This window comes from Kitasatospora sp. NPDC089913, assembly GCF_044748625.1.
Taxonomy (GTDB): domain Bacteria; phylum Actinomycetota; class Actinomycetes; order Streptomycetales; family Streptomycetaceae; genus Kitasatospora.
The window spans coordinates 50,364-71,813 of sequence record NZ_JBIVGI010000008.1; the positions used below are offsets into that span (position 1 = coordinate 50,364).

Consider the following 21,450-nt stretch of genomic DNA (forward strand, 5'->3'; position numbering starts at 1 on the left):
TGGCCCGGTTGTGAAGATCGCTAACATGCGCCGAGCGGCCTCGTGGAGCGGCCCCGGGGAGCGCCGGAGAAGGGCGGACCGTGGCAGGGCTGTCGGCGTTACCCGGACGGGACGAGGAGCGCGCCCTGCTGGCCCGGGCCGTGGACGGGCTGTGCGCCGGGCACGGCGCGGTGCTCGACCTCGCGGCCGATCCCGGCCTCGGCAAGACCGGCCTGCTGCACCTGCTCGCCCGGCTGGCCGCCGACCGCGGCGCCACCGTCCTGCGGGCCCGCGCCGAGGGCCCCGACGCCAAGCCGTACCAGGTGTACCGCGACGCCCTGGGCGGCGACGTCCCGCCGCCGGGCAGCGCCGACGGCATCCCCTGGGACACCGGCGCCGACCGCGACCTCCTCCGCGCCCTGCGCGACCGGTGCGCGGACCCGGCCGGCACCGTGCTCCTGCTCGACGACTTCCACCACTGCGACCCGGCCTCCGCCCGGCTCACCGAGCGCCTCCTCGGCGAACCGCCGCCGGACCGGCTGCTGCTGGTCCTCGCCCACCGCCCCCGGCAGACCCCGCCCGCCCTGCTCGCCGCGCTCGACGCCGCCAAACAGGCGGGCGCCGTCCTGCGCGTCGAACCCGCGCCGCTCACCGCCGCCGCCGTCGCCGCCCTGCTCCCGGCGGCCGACGAGCACCGCGCCGAGCGGCTGCACGCGGCCTCCGGCGGCAACCCCCGGATCCTGCACCTGCTGCTGGCCGCCGGCCCCGACCCCGACCACTGGCCCGAGCGCTCCGACGCCGCCGCCGGACCGCTGCTGCGCGCCGCCGCTCCCCTGATCGCCGAACTCGACACCCTCCCCCCGGCGGTCGCGGACGTCCTGGCGGCCGCCGCCGTGCTCGGCGAACCGTTCCGGCTCGGCGACGTCGCCCGGGTCGCCGGGGAGCACACCGACCGCACCGCCGACGCGCTCGCCGAACTCGGCCGGGCCGACCTGGTCCGCTCCCTCGGCCCGGGCCGCGACCTGGCCTTCCGGCACCCCGCACTCGGCCGCCTGGTCCACCACCGGCTCAACCCCGGCCTGCGACTGAACGCCCACCGCCGGGCCCTCGCCCTGCTCGAGGCACGCGGCGCCCCGGCCGCCGCCCGCGCCCGGCACGCCGAGCAACTGCTGCTCGGCGGAGGCCCCGCCGAGGCCGTGCCGGTACTCGTCGAGGGCGCGGCCGAGGTCGTCGTCCGCTCACCCGCCACCGCCGCCCGCTGGCTGCGGGCCGCGCTGGAGTCCGCGCCCGCCGACACCCACGACGCCCGGACCAGGGTCGCCCTGGCCCTGGACCGCTGCCGGGCCCTCACCGCCGCCGGCCGGCTGGAGCAGGCCCGGGCGCTCGGCCACGAGATCCTGCGCACGCCCGGCGGCCTGCCGGAGCCGCTCGACGTCCAGGCCCTGGCGGTCTGCGTCGGTGTCGAACGGCTGCTCGGCCGGTACGCCGAGGCCGACGCGATGGCCCGCACCGTCGTCGACCGGCTGCCCCGCCCGCTGCCCGCCCCGCTGCCCGCCGCGACCGCCGACCTGGTCCTCGACTACGGCCTGCTGCACGCCGTCCGCGGCACGGCGGCCGAGGTCCGCGCGCTCGCGCACGAAGGCGCCGCCGCCGCCGCGGCCACCCCCGGCGCCGAGGACGGCCGCACCGCGCTCCGCGTCCTCGCCGCCTTCTGCGACAGCTACGCCGGCGACTTCGCGCTCGCCGCCCCCGAGGTCGAACGCTGCGGCCGGCTCGTCGACGCCCGCCCGGACACCGTCGCCGGACGCGCCCCCGACGTCCTGGCCCTGCTCGGCTGCGCCGAGCTGTACGTGGAGCGCTTCACCGACGCCCACCGGCACCTCAGCCGCGGCCTCGCCACCGCCAGCGGCGGCGCCCACAAACACCTCGCCGTCAACCACCTGCTCGGCCTGTCGATCCTGGACCAGTGGGCCGGCCGGCTCGACCTGGCGCAGCGGCACGCCCGCGAGGCCGAACGGCTGGGCACCGAGATCGGCGCCCCCGACGTCGTCGGCCTGGCCATGGCGATGCGCGCCAGCGCGCTCCTGTGGGCGGCGCCCCGGCGCCGGACCGCCGAGGTGGTGGCGCTGGCCGAGCAGGGCCTGCGGCGCACCGTGCCCGGCAGCGGCTGGTGGGCGGGTTCCGCCGTCGGACTGCTCGCCCAGGCCCGGCTGGTCGGCGGCGACCCGGCCGCCTGCCTGCGCACCCTGCTGGAGGAGAGCGGCGGCGAGGACCTGCACCTGCTCCAACCGGCCGCCCACCCCTCGCTGTTCGCCCTGATGACCACGGCCGCACTGCTGTGCGGCGACCTCGACACCGCCCGCCGCAGCGCCCGCGCGGCGGACGCGGCCGCCGAGCGGCTCGGGCGGCTGCCGTTCCAGCAGTCGCAGGCCGACCGCGCGGCCGCCGCGATGGCGTTCGTCGACGGCGACCCGGCGCGCGCGGCCGAACTCGCCCTGGGGGCCGCCCGGGTGCTCCGGGGGCTGCGGATGCCCGTCCAGTACGCCTGGACGGTGATCGCCGCCGCCCCCGTGCTCGCCCAGGCGCACGGCCCCGCGGCCGCCCTGGGCGAGCTCGACGAGGCACTCGACGCGGCCCGTGCCTGCGGCGCGCTGCGGTTGTGCGAGGACGGGGCCCGGGTGCGGGCCGCCCTGACGTCCGGCGGCGCCGGCGGCTCCCCCGCCGACCCGGTCCCCGACCCGTCCGAGCCGGCCGCCCTGCTCGGCTCCCTGCTCAGCGCCCGGGAACGCGAGGTGGCCGAACTCGCCGCCGACGGCCTGCCGTCCCGCCGGATCGCCGAGCGCCTGGTGCTCAGCCCCCGCACGGTAGACGCCCATCTCGGCAGCATCTACCGCAAGCTCGGCGTCTCCTCCCGCTCCGCCCTCGCCCGGCTGCTGCACGGCCCCGGCGATCCGGCAGGTCGGGACCCGATTAGGTAGGCAACTTGCGCAGTTCTACCGATGCCCCGGTACGGGAGCGGCCGCGAGACTCGTCCGCGACGGGGGCGGGACACCGCACGCCGGACGCCCCGCGTTCCCCTCACCCTCGACCCCCCGACCGTGGAGAGACCGTGCAGCTCAAGAAGGCCCTCGGGGCCGTCGCCCTCGGCGTCACCGTCCTGACCGCCGTGCCCGCCCTGGTGGTGCCGCAGATGGCCGCCGCCGCCGACTGCTACACCAGCTGCGACCCCTGGGACGACCCGAACTACGTCAACGACCCGATCGTCGTCATCGGCCACAACCCCCCGCCGCCCAGCGAGGGCTGGCCCTTCCCCTGGCACGGCGGCGGTGGTGGCGCGGCCTCCGCGCACGTCCAGGCGTACGGCGAGAAGTTCGAGGACAAGCAGTTCTGCCGGAGGAACGGCACCCCCAATCCGGAGAAGCTCAACGTCACGGTCCAGGTGGCGACCGGGTACAAGGTGACGGCGAGCCTCTCGGCCGAGGCGCTGGGCGCCCTCAAGGCCGCCATCGGCGCCGAGGTCAACTCCACCGTCACGACCACCCACAGCGTGGACGTCACGCTCCAGCCGGGCCAGAGCTTCGGGGTGTTCGCCCAGTACCAGACGGTCACCTACTCGATCACCCTGCCCGGTGGTCAGACCCAGCTGGTCGACGTGCAGGTGCCGACCAACACCATCATCGACCACGCCTGCCAGTGACCGGCACACTCTCCGTGGCGGCACGACGGATCAAGCCCGTCGTGCCGCCGCCCGGCGCCCGGGCGGTACCGGCCGAGGACCGCGCCCGGGCGCTCGAGGCCCTGGCCGCGCTGACCGCCGCCGCGGCGCACCTCGGCGACCCCGACCTCTTCCACCGGCCCCGGGCCCGCGCCCGGCTGCACCTGCGCCACGTCGGGGCGACCGATCCCCGGCTGCTCGCCGGACAGTTGGCCTCGGCGGCGGAGAACCGGGTCGCGGCAGGGCTGCTCGCCGTCCGTTCGGTCCGCGCCGAACTCGCCGAACAACCGCTCGAGCGCCCGCACTTCACCCCGGACGCGATCGCCGAACTGCACCGGCTGCTGGTCGCCGCCGACCCCAACATCCCCGGCGGCGGCGGATTCCGCCGCACCACCGCCAGGATCAGCTGGCCCGACGGGCAGCGCTTCGTCATCGCCGTCGCCCCGGGCCGGCCCCTGCTCGGGCAGATGGAACGCTGGTACCGCTGGGGCGCCCGCACCACCTCCCCCGCGCTGGACCTGGCCGCCCTCCAGGTGCTGCGGTTGTTCACCGTCCACCCCTTCCCCGACGGGAACGGCCGGATCGCCCGACTGCTGGCCCAGTGCGACCTGGTGGGCGCCGGACTGCTGCCCGGACTGCTGCTCGACCTGGACGGCTGGGTCGACGCCAACCGGGACGCCCACGACCGGGCCGTGGTCGCGGCCGCCGAGGGCGATCTGCCGCTGTGGGGGGCGCTGTTCGCCCGCGCAGTCACCGAGACCGCGCGACACCGGACCGCGACCCTCGCCGAGCACCGGCGGATCCTCGCCGCCGCCACCGCCCGCGTCGCCGACGATCCGGCGGCGGTCGCGGTGCTGGACGCGCTCCGCGCCGCCCCCGCCGTCTCGGCCGAGTCCCTGCGCGAGCTGCTTCCGGAGGACCCGCGCCCGGCCCTCGCCCGCCTGCGGAGCGCCGGGATCCTCGCCCCGCACCCCCGCCTGCCCGGAGCACTCGTCCACCCCCGCCTGCTGGCCGTGCTCGACGCCCCGTACGCACCGCCGGCGGACCACTGACGGACCACTGACGGACCGCCGGCGGACCACCGGGCGATCCCTGAGGATCCCTGACGCTCGGTCAACCCCGGGGCTTCCCGTCCGCGGGGATCGCGACCAGGCCCTGATCGGTGTTGCCGAGCAGGAGTCCGCCGCCCGCCCAGAGCGCGACCGGGCCGAAGCCGCTCGGCGAACCGCCGAACCGGAACGTCCACCGGGTGGCGCCGGTGGCCGCGTCCAGCGCGTAGACCGTGGTGCCGATGTAGAGGTAGACGTTGCCGTCCGCGCAGTGCAGGGCGGGCGGCTTCAGCGCGGTCGGTTCCCGGGGCATCCGGGCGGTCCACCCCGGCCGACCGGTGGCGGCGTCGTAGGCGCGGACGTCCAGGTTCATGCCCAGGTTCGCGGTGTCGAACCCGGCGGCGTAGACGGTGGCACCGTCCGGGGCGGCCACCACGGCCTGGTGGAGCGTCGTGTCGGCGGACTGCCAGGCCACCTGGCCGGTGTCGGGCTCCAGCGCGTAGAGGTGGTCGGACAGGAAGAGGAAGCGCCCGCCGGCCGAGGTGTGCGGGCCGTCGTACCAGAGGGCGTTCAGCGCCGGGGTCGCCTGGGAGGCCGTGGTGGACACACCCGGGGCCGGCTGGTTCCAGCGGATCCGGCCGCCGTCCTGGGTGTCGACCCCGGTGATCCTCGGCGCGTCGCCGCGCAGGGTGGCCCGGGTCCACAGCAGGGTCCGCCCCGAGGAGGGCACCAGGAGCTTGATCCGGCCCCAGTCCTCGTCCGGGGTGCGGGCCGTCCAGTTCACCTTGCCGGTCTGCGCGTCGACGGCCCAGACGGTGCCGGTCGACCGGTCCCCGTTCGCGCCGACGTTGGCGAGGCCGGTGACGAAGACCGAGCCGTCGAGCATGCCCGGCAGCGCGAAGGCCTGCACCAGGTTCGCCAACTCCCCGGTGTTCCAGACCTCCTGGCCCGTGCCGAGGTCGAGCGCGCGCAGCAGCCGGTCGAAGCCGACCCGGCCGCCGCTGGTAGCCGTGTACACCCGGGAGCCGTCCAGCGCGACCGTGGTGCCGCCCAGGTAGGTCGTGGTCGAGTCGATCCGGTTGGGCACCGGGCCCCAGAGCGGGCGGCCGCCGAGGTCGAAGGCCCAGATGTTGTCCTTGCCGACGGCGAGCACCGCCTTCTCCGAGCCCGCCACCTGGACCAGCGCCTCGGTGACCGGTCCGGTCCACAGCGGGGTGGCGACGGTGTCGGTCCCGATCGTGACGGCCGCCGAGGGGGTCGGGGAGGGCGTCGCCGAGGGGGTCCCGGACGCGGCGGCCGGGGCCGCCGCCACTCCGGACGAGGAGCTGCCGGGCGGCGTGCCACCGCCACGGCCGGAGCCGCCGCCGTCCGGCAGCCCGAGGGCGAGCGCGGCGCCTCCGCCCGCCAGCGCCGCGGCGCCGCCCGCCAGACCCCACAGCAGCTTGCGGCGGGACGGGCCCGCCGGCGGGGTCGGCGGCGGCGCGACGGGGAGCAGCGGCAGGGTCGGGCGCGGCGGCGCGTCCGGGCGCAGCGGCACGGTCCGGTCGTCCACCGGGTGCTCCGGCGGCGGCATCGGTGGCGGTGTCGCGGCGGCGTCCGGTGCCAGGACGGCCGCGGCCTCCTCGATCCGCTCCACCAGCACCGGGTGCAGCCACGGTCCGCGCACCCCGAGCGGCGATCCGTCCCGCGCCACCGCGGCCAGCACCTCCGCGGGCGCCGGCCGGGCCGCCGGGTCCTTCGCCAGGCAGGCGGCCACCAACAACCGCAGCCCTTCCGGCACCGCCGACAGGTCCGGTTCCTCGTGCGCGACGCGGTTGAGCAGCGCCAGCGGGTGGCCCCCCGGCTCGCCGTCGAAGGGCCCGCGGCCGCCGGAGGCGGCGTGGACGAGGGTGGCGCCGAGCGAGAACACGTCGCTCGCGGGTGTCGCCGTCCGCCCCAGCGCCTGTTCCGGGGACATGTAGGCGGGCGTGCCGAAGATCGCGCCCTCGGCGGTGATCACACTGCCGTCGGCGGCCCGGGCGATACCGAAGTCGATGACGTGCGGGCCGTCCAGGGCCAGCAGCACGTTGCTGGGCTTGAGGTCCCGGTGGGTGAGCCCGACGGCGTGGATGGCGCGCAGTTCCTCGGCGATCCCGGCGGCCAGGATCCGCAGCACGTGCTCGGGGAAGGCCCCGACCAGCCGCGCCGCCTCGTCCAGTCCGACCCCCGGCACGAAGGCGGTGGCCAGCCACGGCAGCGGCCCGTCCGGATCGGCGTCCACCACCGGCGCGGTGAACGCCGAGGAGGCCGCGCGCGCCGCCCGCACCTCGTGCCGGAACCGGGCCCGGAAGCCCTGGTCCCCGGCGAGTTCGGGGCGGACGAGCTTGACCGCGACGGTGCGGCCGCCGGCCGAGCGGCCGAGGAACACCACGCCCATGCCACCCGCGCCGAGCCGGCCGACCAGGGTGTAGGGGCCGATCCTGGTCGGGTCCCCCGGTTCCGTTCCGCGCATGGTCAGACTCCGTTCGCGAAGAGCGAGGCGACGGTGCCGGCCGAGGAATCGGCGAGGCACACCCGCCCGCCGCCCGCCGTCCAGGACAGGTTCTGGGGATCGGTGCCGCGCAGACCGGTGAACTTCCACCGGGGCGTGCCGTCGGCGGGATCGAGGGCCCAGAGCACGGCGTCCGCACCCAGCCGGTACACATTGCCGTCGGCGCACTGGAGCCGGGCGACCGGCGGCAGTCCGCGGTCGGACTCGCGCGGCAGCGGGGTGCGCCGGCGGACCGCCCCGGTGGCGGCGTCCAGGGTGCCCAGCGAGGCGCCGCCGTCGGTGTCCTTCAGCAGACAGAACAGGACGGTGCCGTCCTCGGAGGCGGCGACGGCGTTCCCGGAGCCTCCGGCGACCGGGAGCACCCCCGGCACGGTCCAGGCCGGTTCACCGGTGGCCGCGTCCAGTGCGGACAGCACGCCGTCGACGACGGTCAGGAAACGCCCGCCGACCGCGCCGGCGGCCGACAGCACGGTGTCCCGGGACCAGGCGGTCCGCCCGTCCCGGTCCAGGCCCTGCACGGTCTTCTCCCCGCCGACGAGCAGCCGGTCGCCTTCCGGCGGCAGGGCGCCGACCAGGGCGAATCCGTCGAAGCCGCGGAACCAGGCGGTCTCCCGGGTCGCGAGGTCGACCGCCCAGACGTGGCCGCCGGTGAACTTGCCCGTCCCGTCGCCCAGCCCGAACAGGTAGGCCCGGCCCGCCCGGACGCCGAGGATCTGGATCGCCCCGGCCGTGCGGTGTCCCCCGGTCTCGGCCCGCCAAGCCTCCTTGCCGGTCGTCGGGTCGACGGCGAGCAGGGCCGTGGTCATCGACACGGTCGGCTGCCCGGCCTCCGTGCCCGCGGCCATCCGCGTCGCGGCGGTGTACAGCACGCCGCCGTCCAGGAGCGCCCGCCGGCCGGGGAGCTTCGTGCCCGCCAGTCTCAGACCGGCGGCCCGGCCGTCGAGGGTCCAGGCGACCGTGCCGTGCCGGTCGAAGGCCGCCAGCGTGCTCTCCGCGACGCCGACCACCAGGTCACCGGCGGCGAGTGCCTGCGAACAGGACTCCGGCGGGGAGGTCTTCCAGGACAGCACGCCCTCCTTGACCTCCTCCCCCGTGGGCCGGTCGACGGCCTGCGCTCCGCCGGACGCCGTCGCTCCGGGGGACTTCCCGTCGGAGGGCTTCCCCTCGGAGGACGTCCCGGAGGGCGTCCGCCGGCGCTGCCGGACGACCACGGCGGCGACCGTCCCCCCGGCGGCGAGCACGCCACCACCGATCCCCAGGCCGAGCAGCAGGGCGCGCCGGGGCGGGCGGCCCGACGGGGCGTCGGGTGCCGGCGGGGCGTCCGGAACGGTCGGCGCCGGGAGGACCGGCCCGCCGGCGACCGGGGGGACGGCGGGGTGCGGGCCCGGCTGCGGGGCGGTCAGCAGACGCCGCACCGCCAGCACGTCGGCCGCCACCCCGGGCGGGAGCCATCCGCCGGAGGTCTCCGGGCGGCCGGTCCGCTCGACCAGTTCGACCAGCTGACGCGGCGTCGGCCGGTGGGCCGGGTTCTTCGCCAGGCAGGCCGCCACCAGGTGCCGCAGGCCGTCCGGCAGCCCGCCGAGGTCCGGGTCGGTGTTCACCACCCGGAACAGCACGGCCGCCGCCGCGCCCTCTCCGAACAGGGGCCGGCCGAGCGCCGCGTGAGCGACGGTCGTACCCAGCGAGAACACGTCGCTCGCCGGGGTCAGGGGTTCGCCGAGCGCCTGCTCGGGCGACATGAACGGGGCCGAGCCGATCACCGACCCGGTGGTGGTCAGCCCGGTGCCGTCGGCCGCCCGCGAGATGCCGAAGTCGATGACGTGCGGGCCGTCCAGGGCCAGCAGCACATTGCCCGGCTTGAGGTCCCGGTGGATCAGCTCCGCCCGGTGGATCTCGCCCAGGGCCTCGGCGAGCCCCGCGACCAGCGTCCGGAGCGTCGCCTCCGGCAGCGGACCGTGCGCGGACACCGCCCGCTGGAGCGACACCCCGGGCACGAACGCCGTCGCCATCCACGGCATCGCGGCCTCGGTGTCGGCGTCCACCACCGGCGCGGTGAACGCCCCCGACACCCGCCGGGCGGCCGCCACCTCCTGCCGGAACCGCGCCCGGAAGGACCCGTCCCCGGCCAGGTCCGGCCGCACCACCTTCACCGCGACGGTCCGCCCGCCGGCCGCCCGGCCCAGGTACACCGCCCCCATGCCACCGGCGCCGAGCCGGCCAGCCAGCACATAGGGCCCCGCCTGCCGCGGATCCGTCGGTCCGAGCTGCTCCACCCGTGTCCCCTCCCCGTGAGCCCCTCACCCTAGGCCGCACGGCGCGATCATGACAGCGGATCAGCCGCTTCCGCCCGGACCGGGAAGCGAGGCCAGATAGGCCGCCGTCAGCTCCGGCGTGGCCAGCCAGGCCGCGTGGTCGGCGGGTTCGGCGTAGGTGTTGGCCAGCCGGCGGGCCACCTGCTCGTGCTCGGCGGCGGCGCCGAACACCCCCTGGAGGTGCTCCGGCATCGTCAGCAGGTCCGCCGTCAGCGCCACCCCGTGGCGGGCGTGCCGCTCCCAGTGGCCCTCGAACAGCTCCGTCATCCACTCCACCGTGAACGGCCCGTCGCCCCGGCCGACGATCGCCCGCAGATACGTCTCGGCCGCCCGCGCCGCGCTGTTGGCGCCCTGGCCGGTGATCGGGTCGTTGACCACCAATGCGTCCCCGATGCCCAGCACCGCCCCACCGTCGTCCAGCCGTGCCACCGGGTGGCGCACCACCGGGGTCAGCGCGCCGTACAGCGAAGCGCCCGCGTCGGTCGGCTCGGCAGCGGCCCACGACTCCGCCTCCCACGGAATGAACTCCGCCATCAACTCCCGCATCCGGCGCAGTTGTTCGGTGCCCGTCGGCCGGTCGCCGAAACAGTCGAAGACGCTCCCGGGCACCGCCTCCCAGAGCAGGATGTCGCACGGTCCCGACCGGGTGAGGGCCGGCTGGAGGTACAACTCGCCGATTCCGGGCACCGCGTGCATCCGCGCCCGCGGGCCGGCCGCCGGATCGGGCGCGCCCACGCCGTGCGCGTACAGCGCCGCCAGTCGCCGCTGCGGGGCGTCGAAAGGCGAGCGGGCCGCGTCCCGTGCGAAGATCCCGGCCAGTTCGCCCCGCCCCACCGCGACCAGGGTCAGTTCGTGCGCAGCCGCCAACGCCCCCAGCCCGGCCCGGTCCAGCTCCCGGTACTCGACCCGACCGCCGCGCTCCTCGACCAGCTCCAGCCAGCGCGCCATCTTGATGCGCTGGTCCACCGACTGCGCGGGCTCGTCCAGGGTCATCGTGAACTCCAGTGCCCGCAGGCCGGGTTCGGGTACCAGTACGGCGTCCACCGAGCGCACCTGGGGCGCCTCCCCCGCCCACAGGTCCAGCCCGGCCGCCCGCTCCACCCGCAGCGCCGGGCCGAACATCGCCTGCGTCGACAGCACCGGCCCCGACCGCAGTTGCTCCGCCGTCCGGCCGGACACCACCGTCACCTCGTACCCACCGGCCGCCAGCAGCCCCAACGCCACCTGCAACCCCGCCTGTCCCGCCCCGACGATCGCAACCCGACGCATCCCGCACCTCCGTGCCGACGACGAACGAAGGAGGTGATGTTACGTCAGTTCGAGTGCTGAACCGCCGGTTTCCGCCGACGAGGCCCGGCATTCCCCGGTCGCCGGCGACGCCGGACGTCCGGTGGCCGTCCCCGAGGGGCGAGGGGCAGCAACCTCGGCCGGGACCGGCGGATCCGGGCACGGGCACGCCCCCCGGACGGTCGCGGAACGCGGCCCGACGCCCCGTGCCGGGGAGCCCCGGCCGGGCCGGAGGCCGCGGCACCCGACTCGCCGGGACCTCCACGGTCCGCCCGGTCAGGTGCGCGGCACCGGGTGGTCGGAGCTCTCCCGGACCACCAGCTCGGCCGCCAGCTCGACACCCTCCGCCGGAGTCGGCACGTCGGAGCGCAACTGGGCCAGCAGACGGGTGACGACCGTGGTGGCGATGGTCCGCAGGGGAAGCCGCACCGAGGTCAGCGGCGGGTGGAGGTGGCGGGCGAGGGGGGTGTCGTGGAAGCCGGTGACGGCGAGGTCGCGGCCGACCCGGAGGCCCTCCGCCCGGGCGGCCTCGTAGATGTCGAGGGCGGCGAGGTCGTTGTCGGCGGCGAGGGCGGTCGGCCGGTCCGGGTCGCGCAGCAGGGCACGGAGGTCGCCGGCCGCGTCCTGCGGGGCGGGGGAGAGGCCGAGCCGGGCGGCCTCGCGGTGGAAGCCCTCGCGGCGGGCGGCGAGCCACGGCAGGGCGGTGGCCGCGCCGACGAAGGCGACCCGGCGGTGGCCGCGGGCGGCGAGGTGGCGGGCGACCTCGGCGGTGGCGGCCGCGTTGTCGATGTCGGCCCAGTGCTGCGGGAGGCCGGGCCCGGTGCGGCCGAAGGCGGCGAAGGGGATGCCGACCCGGGCCGCGTGGGCGGCGCGGGGGTCGTCGGGGAGGACGTCGGCGAGGACCAGGCCGTCGACCTGGCGGGCCGCCACCACGCCGTCGATCACCGCCCGGACGTGCTGCTCCCCCGCCGCCGGGCGCAGGAGCAGCACGTGGTGGCCCACCGCCCCGGCCGCGTCGACGAGGGCCTCGAGGAAGCCCGCCATCAGCGGGTTGGGGTCGAAGGGGTCGTCGACCGGGGCGAGGTAGCCGATGGTGCGGCGCTCGCCGGTGCGCAGCGACCGGGCGGACTGGTCGGGCCGGTACCCGAGCCGCTCGATCGCCGCGTTGACCCGGGCGAGGGTGTCGGGGCGGACCCGGTGCGGGGCGTTGAGCGTGTTGGAGACGGTCTGCCGGGACACCTCGGCCGCCCGGGCCACGTCCGCGATGGTGGTGACGCGGCGCGCGGGGCGTGCTCCCGGGGTGGTCATCGGTTCTCCTTCACATGGGCGCTGCGCCGCCGGGTGCCGGCCGTCAGACCCGGCGGAGGGTCAGCAGGCCGCCGCGCGGGACGTCGACGAGGCCGCCGTCCAGGTGGACGGTCGAGGTGCCGACGGTCCGGCCGCGGGCGTCCTGGACGGTTGCCTCGGCGGTGCCCCGGCCGCCGGTGAGACGGACCCCGGGGTCGGCGTCGGCGTTGGCGACCAGCAGCGTACGCCACTCCCCGGCGCCGTCCGTGCCGGTGGCGACCGGCAGTGCCGCGTACCGGGCGACGACGGTGGTGCCGTCGCCGACCGCGACGGCCATCGGGTAGCCGAGATCGGGCCGGGCCGGGCGGAACTCGCCGAGCTGCAGGGTGTCGACGTGGGCGCGGGAGACACCGAGCCAGAACGCGAGCGCCTCGCGCTGGGCGGGGCTCTGGACGGCTAGGTCGACGGAGATCTGCGGCACGCCGAACAAGACGTTGATCAGGTGGCAGGCGATCTGCTCGACCGGTTCGGCGGGGTGCCACATCAGCATGTCGGAGTGGACGGCGAGCGGTCCGGCGATCAGCCGGGTGTCGAGGACGCGCTGCCGGTTCTCCTGCGGGCTGAGCGGGCAGTCGACGGCCCGGACCATGGTGGCGTAGGGCCACAGGCCGGGGCTGACGTAGGGCTGGCGGTGCTCGATCATCGACTCGGGCGCGGCGGCCGCGGTCCGGCGGCGGATCCCGGCGAGCAGCAGGTGCAGTCCCTCGTCGACGGTGGCGCAGTCGGCCTCCGGCCCGGGGGCGGGCGGGTCCTGGACGCCGAACCAGTCGACGAAGTCGACCTTGAGCCCGTCCATGCCCCATTCCTCGACGGCCCGGGCGAGCCGGTCGACCAGGTGGGCGCGGACCGCCGGGTACCGGGGGTCGACGACGACGGCGCCCATGTGGGCGGCGTCGACGAGGGCGTACCGGCTCAGTTCGGCCCAGGCGGCGCTGTCCTTGCCGACGAACGGCAGCGCGTACCAGAGCATGTACTGGACGCCGAGGCCGTGGACGCGGGCCACGTGGGCGGCGGTGTCGGGCAGCGAGTGGGGTTCCCAGTCGCCGCAGTGGGCGTAGCCGCGGGTGCGGTCGGTGGTCATCCAGCCGTCGTCGACGATGATCGTGTCGAGGCCGAGCTCCTTGCCGAGGGCGGCCTGCCGTTCGACGCTCTCCGGGGTGATGTTCTGGTGCAGCGCGTACCAGGTGGAGTAGGCGGGGAGGCGGGCGGCGTCGGGGACGTGGACCGGGCGGTCCCCGGCCCACCAGCCCGCGAGTTCGGCGAGGCTGCGGCCGAAGTGCCGGCCGGAGGTGTCGATGCGGACGGTGAGGCGGCCGGCGGCCTGGACCCAGAACCGGAACTCACCGGTCTCCTCGACCACGCCGCCGCTCGCCAGCACCTCCTCGCGGTCGGCGGCGAAGGCGCAGACGGTGGTGTCCCCGGTGCCGACGAGGGCGGCGACGGGGGCGCCGCGGGAGAGGCCGACACGGCGCGGGGCACTCCAGGAGGCGGGCAGCCAGCCGGTGCCGCGCGGCTCGGGGGTCCAGAAGGAGGTGACGTCGACGCAGGGGACGCGCCACTCGATCCGGACGTCACCGGTGCCGCCGTCGGGGTCCTCGGCGGTCACCTCGACGACGCCCTCGGCGAGGACGTCGACGGTCGCCGTCCCGGCGACCAGCAGCTCCAGCCGTCCGGCGAAGGGGGCGGGCACGTCCACCCTGCGGGGGCGGGCGGTGGTGGCGGGGGCGTGGGGTTCCCAGATCTCTTCGCTGGTGTCCGTCATGGTCGGGTTCAGCCCTTCGTGGCACCGGCCAGCAGGCCGGAGATGAACTGCCGCTGGAGGACCAGGAAGAGGACCATCATCGGCAGGGTGGATATCGCGGTTCCGGCGAGGATCGAGCCGTAGTCGGTGTTGGCCTTCATGCCCTGGAGGGTGGCGAGGGCGACCGGCAGGGTGTGCATGTCGGTGCTGCGCAGGGCGATCAGCGGCCAGACGAAGCTGTTCCAGGAGCCGAGGAAGAGGAAGATGCCCAGCGCGGCGAGCACCGGCCGCATGACCGGGACCACGATGCCGAACAGCACCCGCAGTTCGCCGGCGCCGTCGACCCGGGCGGCGTCGAGGAGTTCGTCCGGCATGGCGCTGAGGGACTGCCGCATCAGGAAGATCGCGAACGGCACGCACAGGCCGGGCAGGATCAGCGCCTGGTAGCTGTCGAGCAGCCCGAAGGACATCATCATCCTGAACAGCGGGACGAGCATCACCTGGTCCGGCACGACCAGGGTCGAGAGCAGGACCGCGAACAGCACCGTGCGGCCGCGGAACCGGAACTTGGCGAAGGCGTACCCGGCCAGCAGTGCCACGACGAGCCCGCCGAGGGTCTGCAGGCCGGACACCAGGAGCGAGTTGAGCAGGACCCGGCCGAGGCCGATCCGGTCCTGGAGGTGCCCGATGTTGTCGCCCAGGTGGGAGCCGGGCAGCAGCTTCGGCGGCCAGGAGAAGATCTCGCCGTCACTGCGGGTGGCGGAGACCACCAGCCAGTAGAACGGGGCGATCGAGAGCCCGGTGACGGCGGCGAGCACCAGGGTGAGCGGCCAGCCGCGCAGCCGGCGCCAGGGACTCGGGCCGGTCGGCGCCGGGGCGGCGGGCGGGGCCGCCGGGCCCGGCGCGACGGGCCCGGCGGAGGTGGCGGCAGTGGTCATTCGCGTTCTCCCATCAGGCGCATCTGGGCCGCGCCGAGCACCGAGACGAGCAGGGTGAGCGCGTAGGCGATGGCGGAGGCGTAGCCGAAGTCGAAGTAGCGGAAGCCGTTGTCGTACAGGTACATCGAGACGGTGAGGGTCGCGTTGTCGGGGCCGCCGCGGGTCAGGACGTAGGGCTCGTCGAAGAGTTGGAGGGTGCCGATGGTGGAGAGCACCACGGTGAAAAGCAGCACGGGCCGCAGCGCGGGCAGGGTGACGGAGCGGAACCGGCGGACCGGTCCGGCGCCGTCGACCATGGCCGCCTCGTACAGCTCCTTGGGGATGCCCTGCAGGCCGGCCAGGTAGATGACGGCGTTGTAGCCGGTGTAGTGCCAGGTCAGCACGAGGACGACGGCCATCCGGGCCCAGAAGCCGTCGCCGAACCAGTCGACGCCGGGCAGGCCGATCGCACCCAGGGCGTTGTTGACCGCACCGTCCTTGGTGTTGAGGAGGAAGGAGAACAGGATGCCGGTGGCGACCAGCCCGGTCACGGTGGGCATGAAGACGCCGAGCCGCCACACGGCGCGCCAGCGGACGAAGGCCGCGTTGAGGCCGACGGCGAGCAGGAGGGCGAGCGCGAGCATCACCGGGACCTGCACGACCAGGATCCGGGCGGTGTTGCCGAGCGCGGTCCAGAACAGCGGGTCGTGCAGCAGCCGCTGGTAGTTGGCGAGGCCGGCGCTGTGGGTGACGCTGCCGGAGCCGGCGGTCAGCGACAGCAGCATCGAGGAGATGATCGGGTAGGCCTTGAAGACCCCGAAGAGGATCAGCGCGGGCGCGAGCAGCAGGTAGGGCACGGCCCGGCGGCGGAGCCTGGCGCGCCGGACGGCGGCCGGGCGGACCGCCGCCGGGACGGCCGGCCGGGTGGCCGGAGGAGCGGCGGCGGTCACTTGATCTTGCGCCCGGTCTGCTGGGCCAGCTGCTTGGCCGCCTCCTGGAGCGCCTCGGCCGGGTCGCCGCCCTTGACCAGGACCTTGGTCTGGGCGTCGCTGACCAGCTTGAGGGCGCGGGCGTAGTCGCCGGAGTAGTTGGTGGCGTCGCCGCCCTCGGTGAGCAGGTCGGTGAAGGTCTTCAGGACCGGCTGGCCGCCGTAGTAGGCGCTCGGCTCGCTGTAGATCGGGTCCTGGTAGGCGGCGGTGAGCGCCGGGAAGACGCTGCCGGCCTTGAACATGGCGTTGACCGAGTCGGCCCGGGTGAGCGCGTACTCGACGAACTTCCAGGCGGCGGCGCGGCGGGGGCTGGAGGAGGCGACGGCCAGGTGGGTGGTGTTCACGATGGCGGTGCGCTTGCCGCCGGGGGTGACGGCCGGCGGCCGGGTGAGCCGCCAGTTTCCGCTCAGGTCGGGGAACTTGGTCTCGATGTAGTGCGCGGCCCAGGAGGGCTGCGGGCCGGCGCCGAGCTGGCTGTCCTTCATCTGGGTGCGCCAGGCGGTGGAGCCGGGCGTCTCCAGGACGAGCCCGGCGTCGTTGAGGCGCTTGACCAGGGTGAGGGCGCGGACGCACTCGGTCGAGGTCAGGGTGATGTCGCCCTTGAGGTCGAAGAAGAACGCGCCCTGCTGCTGCATCAGGGACTGCAGGAAGTCGACGTCGGGGCCGGGGGTGCCGGGCTTGTTGATGCCGACCAGGCCGACGCCGGGGTTGGCCGCCTTGAAGGCGTCGGCGGCGGCGATCACGTCGTCCCAGGTCTCGAACGCGGTCGGGTCGAGCTTGGCCCGGTCGAACATGTCCTTGCGGTAGAAGAAGCCCTGGGCGTTGACCTCCCAGGGGAGGGCGCGGGCCTTGCCGTCCTTGTCCGTGACGACCGGCCACAGGCCCTTGGTGAACTTGTCCTTGTGGGCGTCGGCGCCGAGGGCGGAGAGGTCGGCGAGGCCGTTGGGGAACTTCTCCAGGTAGCCGGGCAGGTAGTCGCAGCCGATGTGCAGGACGTCGGCGAGTCCCTGGCCGCCGGCCGCCAGGCCGACGGTGATCTTGTCCCAGATGGCCGGGTTGCCGACGTCCTGGACGTCGACCTTGATGCCCGGGTTGTCCTTCTCGAAGGCGGGCACGACGCCGCGCAGGGCGTCGGCGGCGCTGGTCCAGGACCAGACGGTGACGGTGCCGGTGGCGGCGTCCCCACCGGAGGAGCCGGAACCGCCGGAGCCGCCGCAGGCCGCGAGGGCGCCGCCGGCGGTGAGGGTCAACAGGCCGGCGCCGGAGGCGCGGAGCAGGTCGCGGCGGGAGAGGTGTGACATGGCATGACCTTCCGAGGGGGTGGACGTCGAGCGGGACGGGTGGGACGTCGGTGGTGCCAGGTGGTGCATGCGGGTGGTGCGGACGGTGCGTCGGGGTACTCCGTGGTGCGGGGTACTCCGTGGTGCGGGGTACTCCGTGGTGCGGGGTGTTCGGGTGGTGCGGGGTGCCGGGCCGCCCCGCCGGGAGGCGGGGACGGCCGGGCCGCGGGGCGTCCGCTCAGGCGGTGCGGGCGCCCCGCCGTACATGGGCGAGCGTCGCGCCGAGCAGTTCGGCGGCCGCGGGGTCGGTGCTCGCGTGCGGGGAGAGCCGGATCCAGCCGGCCCGCAGGGTGGTCGCCAGGCCCGCGTCGGTCAGCGCGCGGTGCACGGCGACGGGGTCGGCGCCGGGGAGCCGCAACCGGGCGATGCCGCTGCCGACGGCGACCGGGTCCCCGGCACCGCGGTGGGTGCCGTAGGGGGCGTCCGCCGTCGGGCCGCCGCCGGTCTCGGCGCCCGCGGCGCGGGCGGCGGCGAGCAGTCCGCCGAGCACCTCACCGATCCGGGCCTCGATCCGGCCGGCACCCTCCTCCCGCACCAGGGCGAGCGCGGCGCCCAGGGCGGCGACGGCGGGGCCGTCGGGGTTGGTGAGGGTGTGGGCGACGGCTCCGGGCCGGGGCGGGCACGGGTGGGCGGGCGCGTCGATCGGGTCGACCACCCCGGACCAGCCGCCGAGCCCGGGTCCGATCCGGTCGGCGGTCCGGTCGCGGACCATCAGCACCGCCGCGCCCCAGCCGGCCCGGAGCCACTTCTGGCCGCCGGCGGCGAGCACGTCGGCCGCGTCGGCGGCGAACTCCACGGCGCCGAGGGCCTGGACGGCGTCGACCACCAGGATCCGGTCCGGCCCGATCAGTTCCTTGATCGCGGCCAGCGGCGCCCGGTACCCGGTGGCCGCGTCGACGGCGCAGACGGCGACGGCGCGCACCCGGTCGTCCAGGTGGGCCCGGACCAGGTCGGCGGTGACCGGGCCCTCGATCTGACGGACCGTCAGTCCGCCGTTGCCGGCGGCGCGCAGCCAGGGGTAGACGGCGCCGGGGAAGTCGTTCCGCGCCACCAGCACCGTCCCGTCCGGGGCGGACCGGCGTCCCTCCGCACCGGCACCCCCCACGCCCGCACCCCCCGCACCGGCACCCCCCGCACCGGCGCCGACCGCACCCGCGCCGACCGCGTGGGCGGCGGCGAAGAGCCCGTGCGAGGTGGAGCCGACGAAGGCGATCTCGTGCGGCGCGCAGCCCAGCAGCCCGCCGGCCGTCCGGGCCGCCGCCGCGGTGTCCGCGTCGAGGCTCTCGAGCGCGTCCCAGCCGTGCCGGTGGAGCCGGTCGGCCTCGCGGAGCAGCACCCGGCGGACCGGTTCCGACACCGGCCCGAAGCGGGCGAAGTCCAGGTAGCCGAACGGCTCGGCGAACTTCTTCAGGTACTCGGGCATGACCTTTCCTTGGTCGGGCGGCGCAGTGATTTGAACGTTCAAATCCCACACAAACGAACAGAAGCGATCAACCTTCAACGAGCGGGAGCCAGCAAACGCCCCCGGCCGATTCCCCGTCAAGACCCTGCGCGCCACCGACCCCCGGTCGAGACCCTCTCGTTACCGGCGGCCGATCTGCCCTCCGACCAGCCCTTGCGCAATGCAATTTGACATTACTATTTTACTGGCCAGTGAGTCGAGAGATCATCTTCGTTTCCCTCGGCGTCACCCGTACTCCCGCACGGTCCGGCGGACCCGGCGCCCCCCACGGCTCCGGCCCCCAACCCGCCCACCCCGCGCGCCCCCACCCCATGGAGTTCCTGTGCCAACCACCCCGCGCCTGCGCTCGGTCCTGCTCTCCGCGGCCCTCGCCGTCACCATGGCCGCCCCGCTCGTCCAGAGCGCCCGGGCCGTCGCACCCCCCGCCGCCGAGCGGGCCACCGACCCGGCCACCGCCTTCGGCGGGACCGCCGCCCATCCCGCCGGCCCCACCGGCGACGTCGCCCACGGCAGCAGCACCACCGGCGCCCCCGGCCCCGAGGGGGCACCCGGCAACGAAGCGCTCCAGCCCACCACGGACGCCACCCGGCCGGCCACCGACCCGGCCACCCCCGTGGCCCAGGCCGCCCCGGCCGCCGCGGACGCCTCCGCGGCCTGCTCGCTCGCCTCCTTCACCGCCCTGTCCCCGGCCGCCCTGGCCGACTTCCTCGCCGACCGCTCGCACACCTACGAGGGCTGTCTGCGCCCGCTGCTGGTCGACTGGAGCCCCGGGCTCGCCAAGGTGCTGACCCCGGCCCACGTGCGCGCCGTCGCCGACCGGATCACCGCCCTCTCCCCCGGCTTCGACAGCGCCAACAACCGCAACCAGCAGGAACTCTGGTACTACCTGCACGTCGCGGTCTACTTCGACTACGGCCGTGCCGAGCTCGATCTCAACGACGACGCCACCGCGGCCGCGATCGACCGCGCGATCGCCGCCTACACCGCCAACCCCCGCGCGTTCGACCCCACCACCGCCGCCGGCAACACCATGGGCGAGCTGCTCCAGACCTCCACCGCCCCCAAGCTGCGCCCCGGCCGGCTCCCGCTGCTGGAGCGGGTGCTGCGCCAGTACGCCACCCCCGGCACCGCGTACATCGGCGACCGGGGCTGGAACTGGGCCCTGCAGGCCGTGCTCCAGCTCAACTTCCAGGGCGTCAACAACGTCACCGAGGACGGCGGCGCCTTCCGGGCCGCCGCCGTCGCCGCCCCCGGCTACCGGCAGGCGATCCGCGCCTTCGCCGGCTACGGCCACCTCAAGGGCACCGACACCGAGTGGGCCGTCGGCGACGCCATGAACGAGTACGCCCGGTACGCCGCGGTGGACTCGCTCAAGGCCGAGATCAGGGCCGAGATCGGCGGGGTGGTCGGCACCGTCCAGAACACCTTCGGCCGCCTCAGCCGCCCCTGGCTCAACCTGGCCGTCCCGCTCAACGACTTCGGCCTCTGCGGCCAGTACGGGGCCTGCCGGGCCGAGCTCACCCGGCAGTTCTTCCCGAACACCTACACCTACGACAACGGCTCCCTGGTCATCCGCACCGCCCTCGACCGGGCCACCGCGGACCAGCTGTACTACGCCACCAAGCAGGTCAAGGCCCAGTTCTTCCGGGTCCTCGGCACCGACCGGCCGCTCGCGGACGACACCCACCCCACCCTCACGGTGCAGCTGTACGACACCAAGACCAACTACCGCTCGCTCCAGTACCTGCTGTTCGGGATCGGCGACGTCGAGAACGGCGGCATGTTCATCGAGGAGAACTCCACCTTCTACACCTACCAGCGGACCACCGCCGAGTCGTACTTCAGCCTGGAGGAGCTCTTCCGGCACGAGTACACCCACTACCTGAACGCCCGCTGGGCGATCCCGGAGTCCGGCTACACCACCCGCTGGCCGGGCAGCGCCACCTTCGCGATGAACGAGGGCACCGCCGAGTACTTCGCCGGCTCCACCTCCAGGGACGGCGTCAAGGCCCGCAAGTACATGGTCCGCCAGATCGCCCAGGAAGGCGCATCCGGCACACCGCGCCTGACGATCGATCAGATCCTGCACGCCAGCTGGGAGACCCTCGGCTTCCGGGTCTACCCGTACGCGGCCACGTTCTTCAACCTGCTCGGCGAGCACCACCCCGACCAGCTCGCCGAGATGTACCGGCTGCTGCGCGCCGACGACGTCACCGGCTACAACGCCTGGCGCGACCGCCTCGGCCGGGACGCCGCCCTCCAGCGCGAGTACAACGCCTTCCTGGACGCCGAGATCCCGCTCGCCGACAACCTCTACGTGCCGGTCACCACCTACACGCCGAACAGTCGGCTCAGCTACGCCTGGGCCTCCGAGGTCCAGGACGCGTTCGCCCGCGCCACCCAGAACACCCCGGTCTGCAAGGACAACGCCGACTGGAACAACACCATGCGGTTCACCTGCACCGGCCGGATGACCGCCAACCTCACCAACACCCTCGACGCCGGACAGGTCCGTGCGGACATGGCCGCCACCGTCGACTACTTCCTGCTCGCCCGCGGCGGCGCCGCCGCCAACAACCTCGCCGACATGAACTGCTGGTTCGGCCAGGTCGAGGTCTGGCCCACCGGCCGCGCCGGCAGCGCCGACTACACCTGCGAGGGCCCGCTGCGCCGGTGACCCCTCCCCGCCACGGCGCGGCGGTGCCCGACCGGCCCGCCCCGCACTGACCCGCGCGGCCCCGGACCGACCGTCCGGGGCCGCGCGGCGTTCCGGGCCCCGGAC

13 protein-coding genes are annotated in these 21,450 nt (G+C 75.5%); 4 read left to right on the plus strand and 9 right to left on the minus strand.

Going from position 1 to position 21,450, the window contains the following annotated elements; translation table 11 throughout:
- The first annotated feature begins 80 nt into the window (after positions 1 to 80).
- The 3 genes from ACIPYS_RS15050 to ACIPYS_RS15060 all read left to right on the plus strand — a co-directional run bounded on the left by ACIPYS_RS15050 (position 81) and on the right by ACIPYS_RS15060 (position 4,746).
- On the plus strand, positions 81 to 2,957 hold the full coding sequence (locus ACIPYS_RS15050) for a LuxR C-terminal-related transcriptional regulator (RefSeq protein ID WP_400746330.1): 2,877 nt from the start codon (positions 81 to 83) through the stop codon (positions 2,955 to 2,957).
- A gap of 131 nt (positions 2,958 to 3,088) precedes the next feature.
- A complete protein-coding gene (locus tag ACIPYS_RS15055; RefSeq protein ID WP_400746332.1) occupies positions 3,089 to 3,676 on the plus strand; it encodes a DUF6426 family protein in 588 nt (195 codons plus the stop codon).
- Positions 3,673 to 4,746, plus strand: coding sequence for a Fic family protein (locus ACIPYS_RS15060; protein WP_400746334.1), 1,074 nt, complete (start codon positions 3,673 to 3,675; stop codon positions 4,744 to 4,746). Before ACIPYS_RS15055 ends, ACIPYS_RS15060 begins: the two co-directional genes overlap by 4 nt.
- A 61-nt stretch (positions 4,747 to 4,807) precedes the next feature.
- Here the strand turns inward: ACIPYS_RS15060 and ACIPYS_RS15065 are convergent, their stop codons facing one another.
- From ACIPYS_RS15065 to ACIPYS_RS15105, 9 genes are all read right to left on the minus strand, one after another.
- A complete protein-coding gene (locus ACIPYS_RS15065) occupies positions 4,808 to 7,234 on the minus strand; it encodes a PQQ-binding-like beta-propeller repeat protein (protein WP_400746336.1) in 2,427 nt (808 codons plus the stop codon).
- Positions 7,235 to 7,236: 2 nt separating this feature from the next.
- On the minus strand, positions 7,237 to 9,546 hold the full coding sequence (locus ACIPYS_RS15070) for a PQQ-binding-like beta-propeller repeat protein (RefSeq protein ID WP_400746338.1): 2,310 nt from the start codon (positions 9,544 to 9,546) through the stop codon (positions 7,237 to 7,239).
- A gap of 60 nt (positions 9,547 to 9,606) precedes the next feature.
- Entirely contained in the window at positions 9,607 to 10,854 is a 1,248-nt protein-coding gene (locus ACIPYS_RS15075; protein WP_400746340.1) for a styrene monooxygenase/indole monooxygenase family protein, read from the minus strand.
- A 294-nt stretch (positions 10,855 to 11,148) separates the two neighbouring features.
- Complete coding sequence (locus tag ACIPYS_RS15080) at positions 11,149 to 12,180, minus strand: LacI family DNA-binding transcriptional regulator (RefSeq protein WP_400746342.1); 1,032 nt, start codon at positions 12,178 to 12,180, stop codon at positions 11,149 to 11,151.
- A 43-nt stretch (positions 12,181 to 12,223) separates the two neighbouring features.
- Positions 12,224 to 13,981, minus strand: a complete 1,758-nt coding sequence (locus tag ACIPYS_RS15085) for a glycoside hydrolase family 36 protein (RefSeq protein WP_400746344.1) — start codon at positions 13,979 to 13,981, stop codon at positions 12,224 to 12,226.
- Between the two features lie 8 nt (positions 13,982 to 13,989).
- Positions 13,990 to 14,898, minus strand: a complete 909-nt coding sequence (locus ACIPYS_RS15090) for a carbohydrate ABC transporter permease (protein WP_400746346.1) — start codon at positions 14,896 to 14,898, stop codon at positions 13,990 to 13,992.
- On the minus strand, positions 14,895 to 15,827 hold the full coding sequence (locus ACIPYS_RS15095) for a carbohydrate ABC transporter permease (protein ID WP_231977919.1): 933 nt from the start codon (positions 15,825 to 15,827) through the stop codon (positions 14,895 to 14,897). Before ACIPYS_RS15095 ends, ACIPYS_RS15090 begins: the two co-directional genes overlap by 4 nt.
- Positions 15,824 to 17,167, minus strand: a complete 1,344-nt coding sequence (locus tag ACIPYS_RS15100) for an extracellular solute-binding protein (protein WP_400746349.1) — start codon at positions 17,165 to 17,167, stop codon at positions 15,824 to 15,826. Before ACIPYS_RS15100 ends, ACIPYS_RS15095 begins: the two co-directional genes overlap by 4 nt.
- Positions 17,168 to 17,384: 217 nt before the next feature.
- Positions 17,385 to 18,629 (minus strand): aminotransferase class V-fold PLP-dependent enzyme, encoded by a 1,245-nt coding sequence (locus ACIPYS_RS15105; protein ID WP_400746351.1) that lies wholly within the window; start codon positions 18,627 to 18,629, stop codon positions 17,385 to 17,387.
- A 361-nt stretch (positions 18,630 to 18,990) separates the two neighbouring features.
- Between ACIPYS_RS15105 and ACIPYS_RS15110 the strand changes: the two genes are divergently transcribed.
- Positions 18,991 to 21,345, plus strand: coding sequence for a collagenase (locus ACIPYS_RS15110; protein WP_400746353.1), 2,355 nt, complete (start codon positions 18,991 to 18,993; stop codon positions 21,343 to 21,345).
- The last annotated feature ends 105 nt before the right edge of the window (positions 21,346 to 21,450 follow it).

What these genes read in the sequence shown, in the direction of transcription:
- ACIPYS_RS15090 (WP_400746346.1), bottom strand. Translation starts at nt 14,898, where the DNA reads ATGACCACTGCCGCCACCTCCGCCGGGCCCGTCGCGCCGGGCCCGGCG.
- ACIPYS_RS15085 (WP_400746344.1), bottom strand. Translation starts at nt 13,981, where the DNA reads ATGACGGACACCAGCGAAGAGATCTGGGAACCCCACGCCCCCGCCACC.
- ACIPYS_RS15080 (WP_400746342.1), bottom strand. Translation starts at nt 12,180, where the DNA reads ATGACCACCCCGGGAGCACGCCCCGCGCGCCGCGTCACCACCATCGCG.
- ACIPYS_RS15065 (WP_400746336.1), bottom strand. Translation starts at nt 7,234, where the DNA reads ATGCGCGGAACGGAACCGGGGGACCCGACCAGGATCGGCCCCTACACC.
- ACIPYS_RS15105 (WP_400746351.1), bottom strand. Translation starts at nt 18,629, where the DNA reads ATGCCCGAGTACCTGAAGAAGTTCGCCGAGCCGTTCGGCTACCTGGAC.
- ACIPYS_RS15100 (WP_400746349.1), bottom strand. Translation starts at nt 17,167, where the DNA reads ATGTCACACCTCTCCCGCCGCGACCTGCTCCGCGCCTCCGGCGCCGGC.
- ACIPYS_RS15075 (WP_400746340.1), bottom strand. Translation starts at nt 10,854, where the DNA reads ATGCGTCGGGTTGCGATCGTCGGGGCGGGACAGGCGGGGTTGCAGGTG.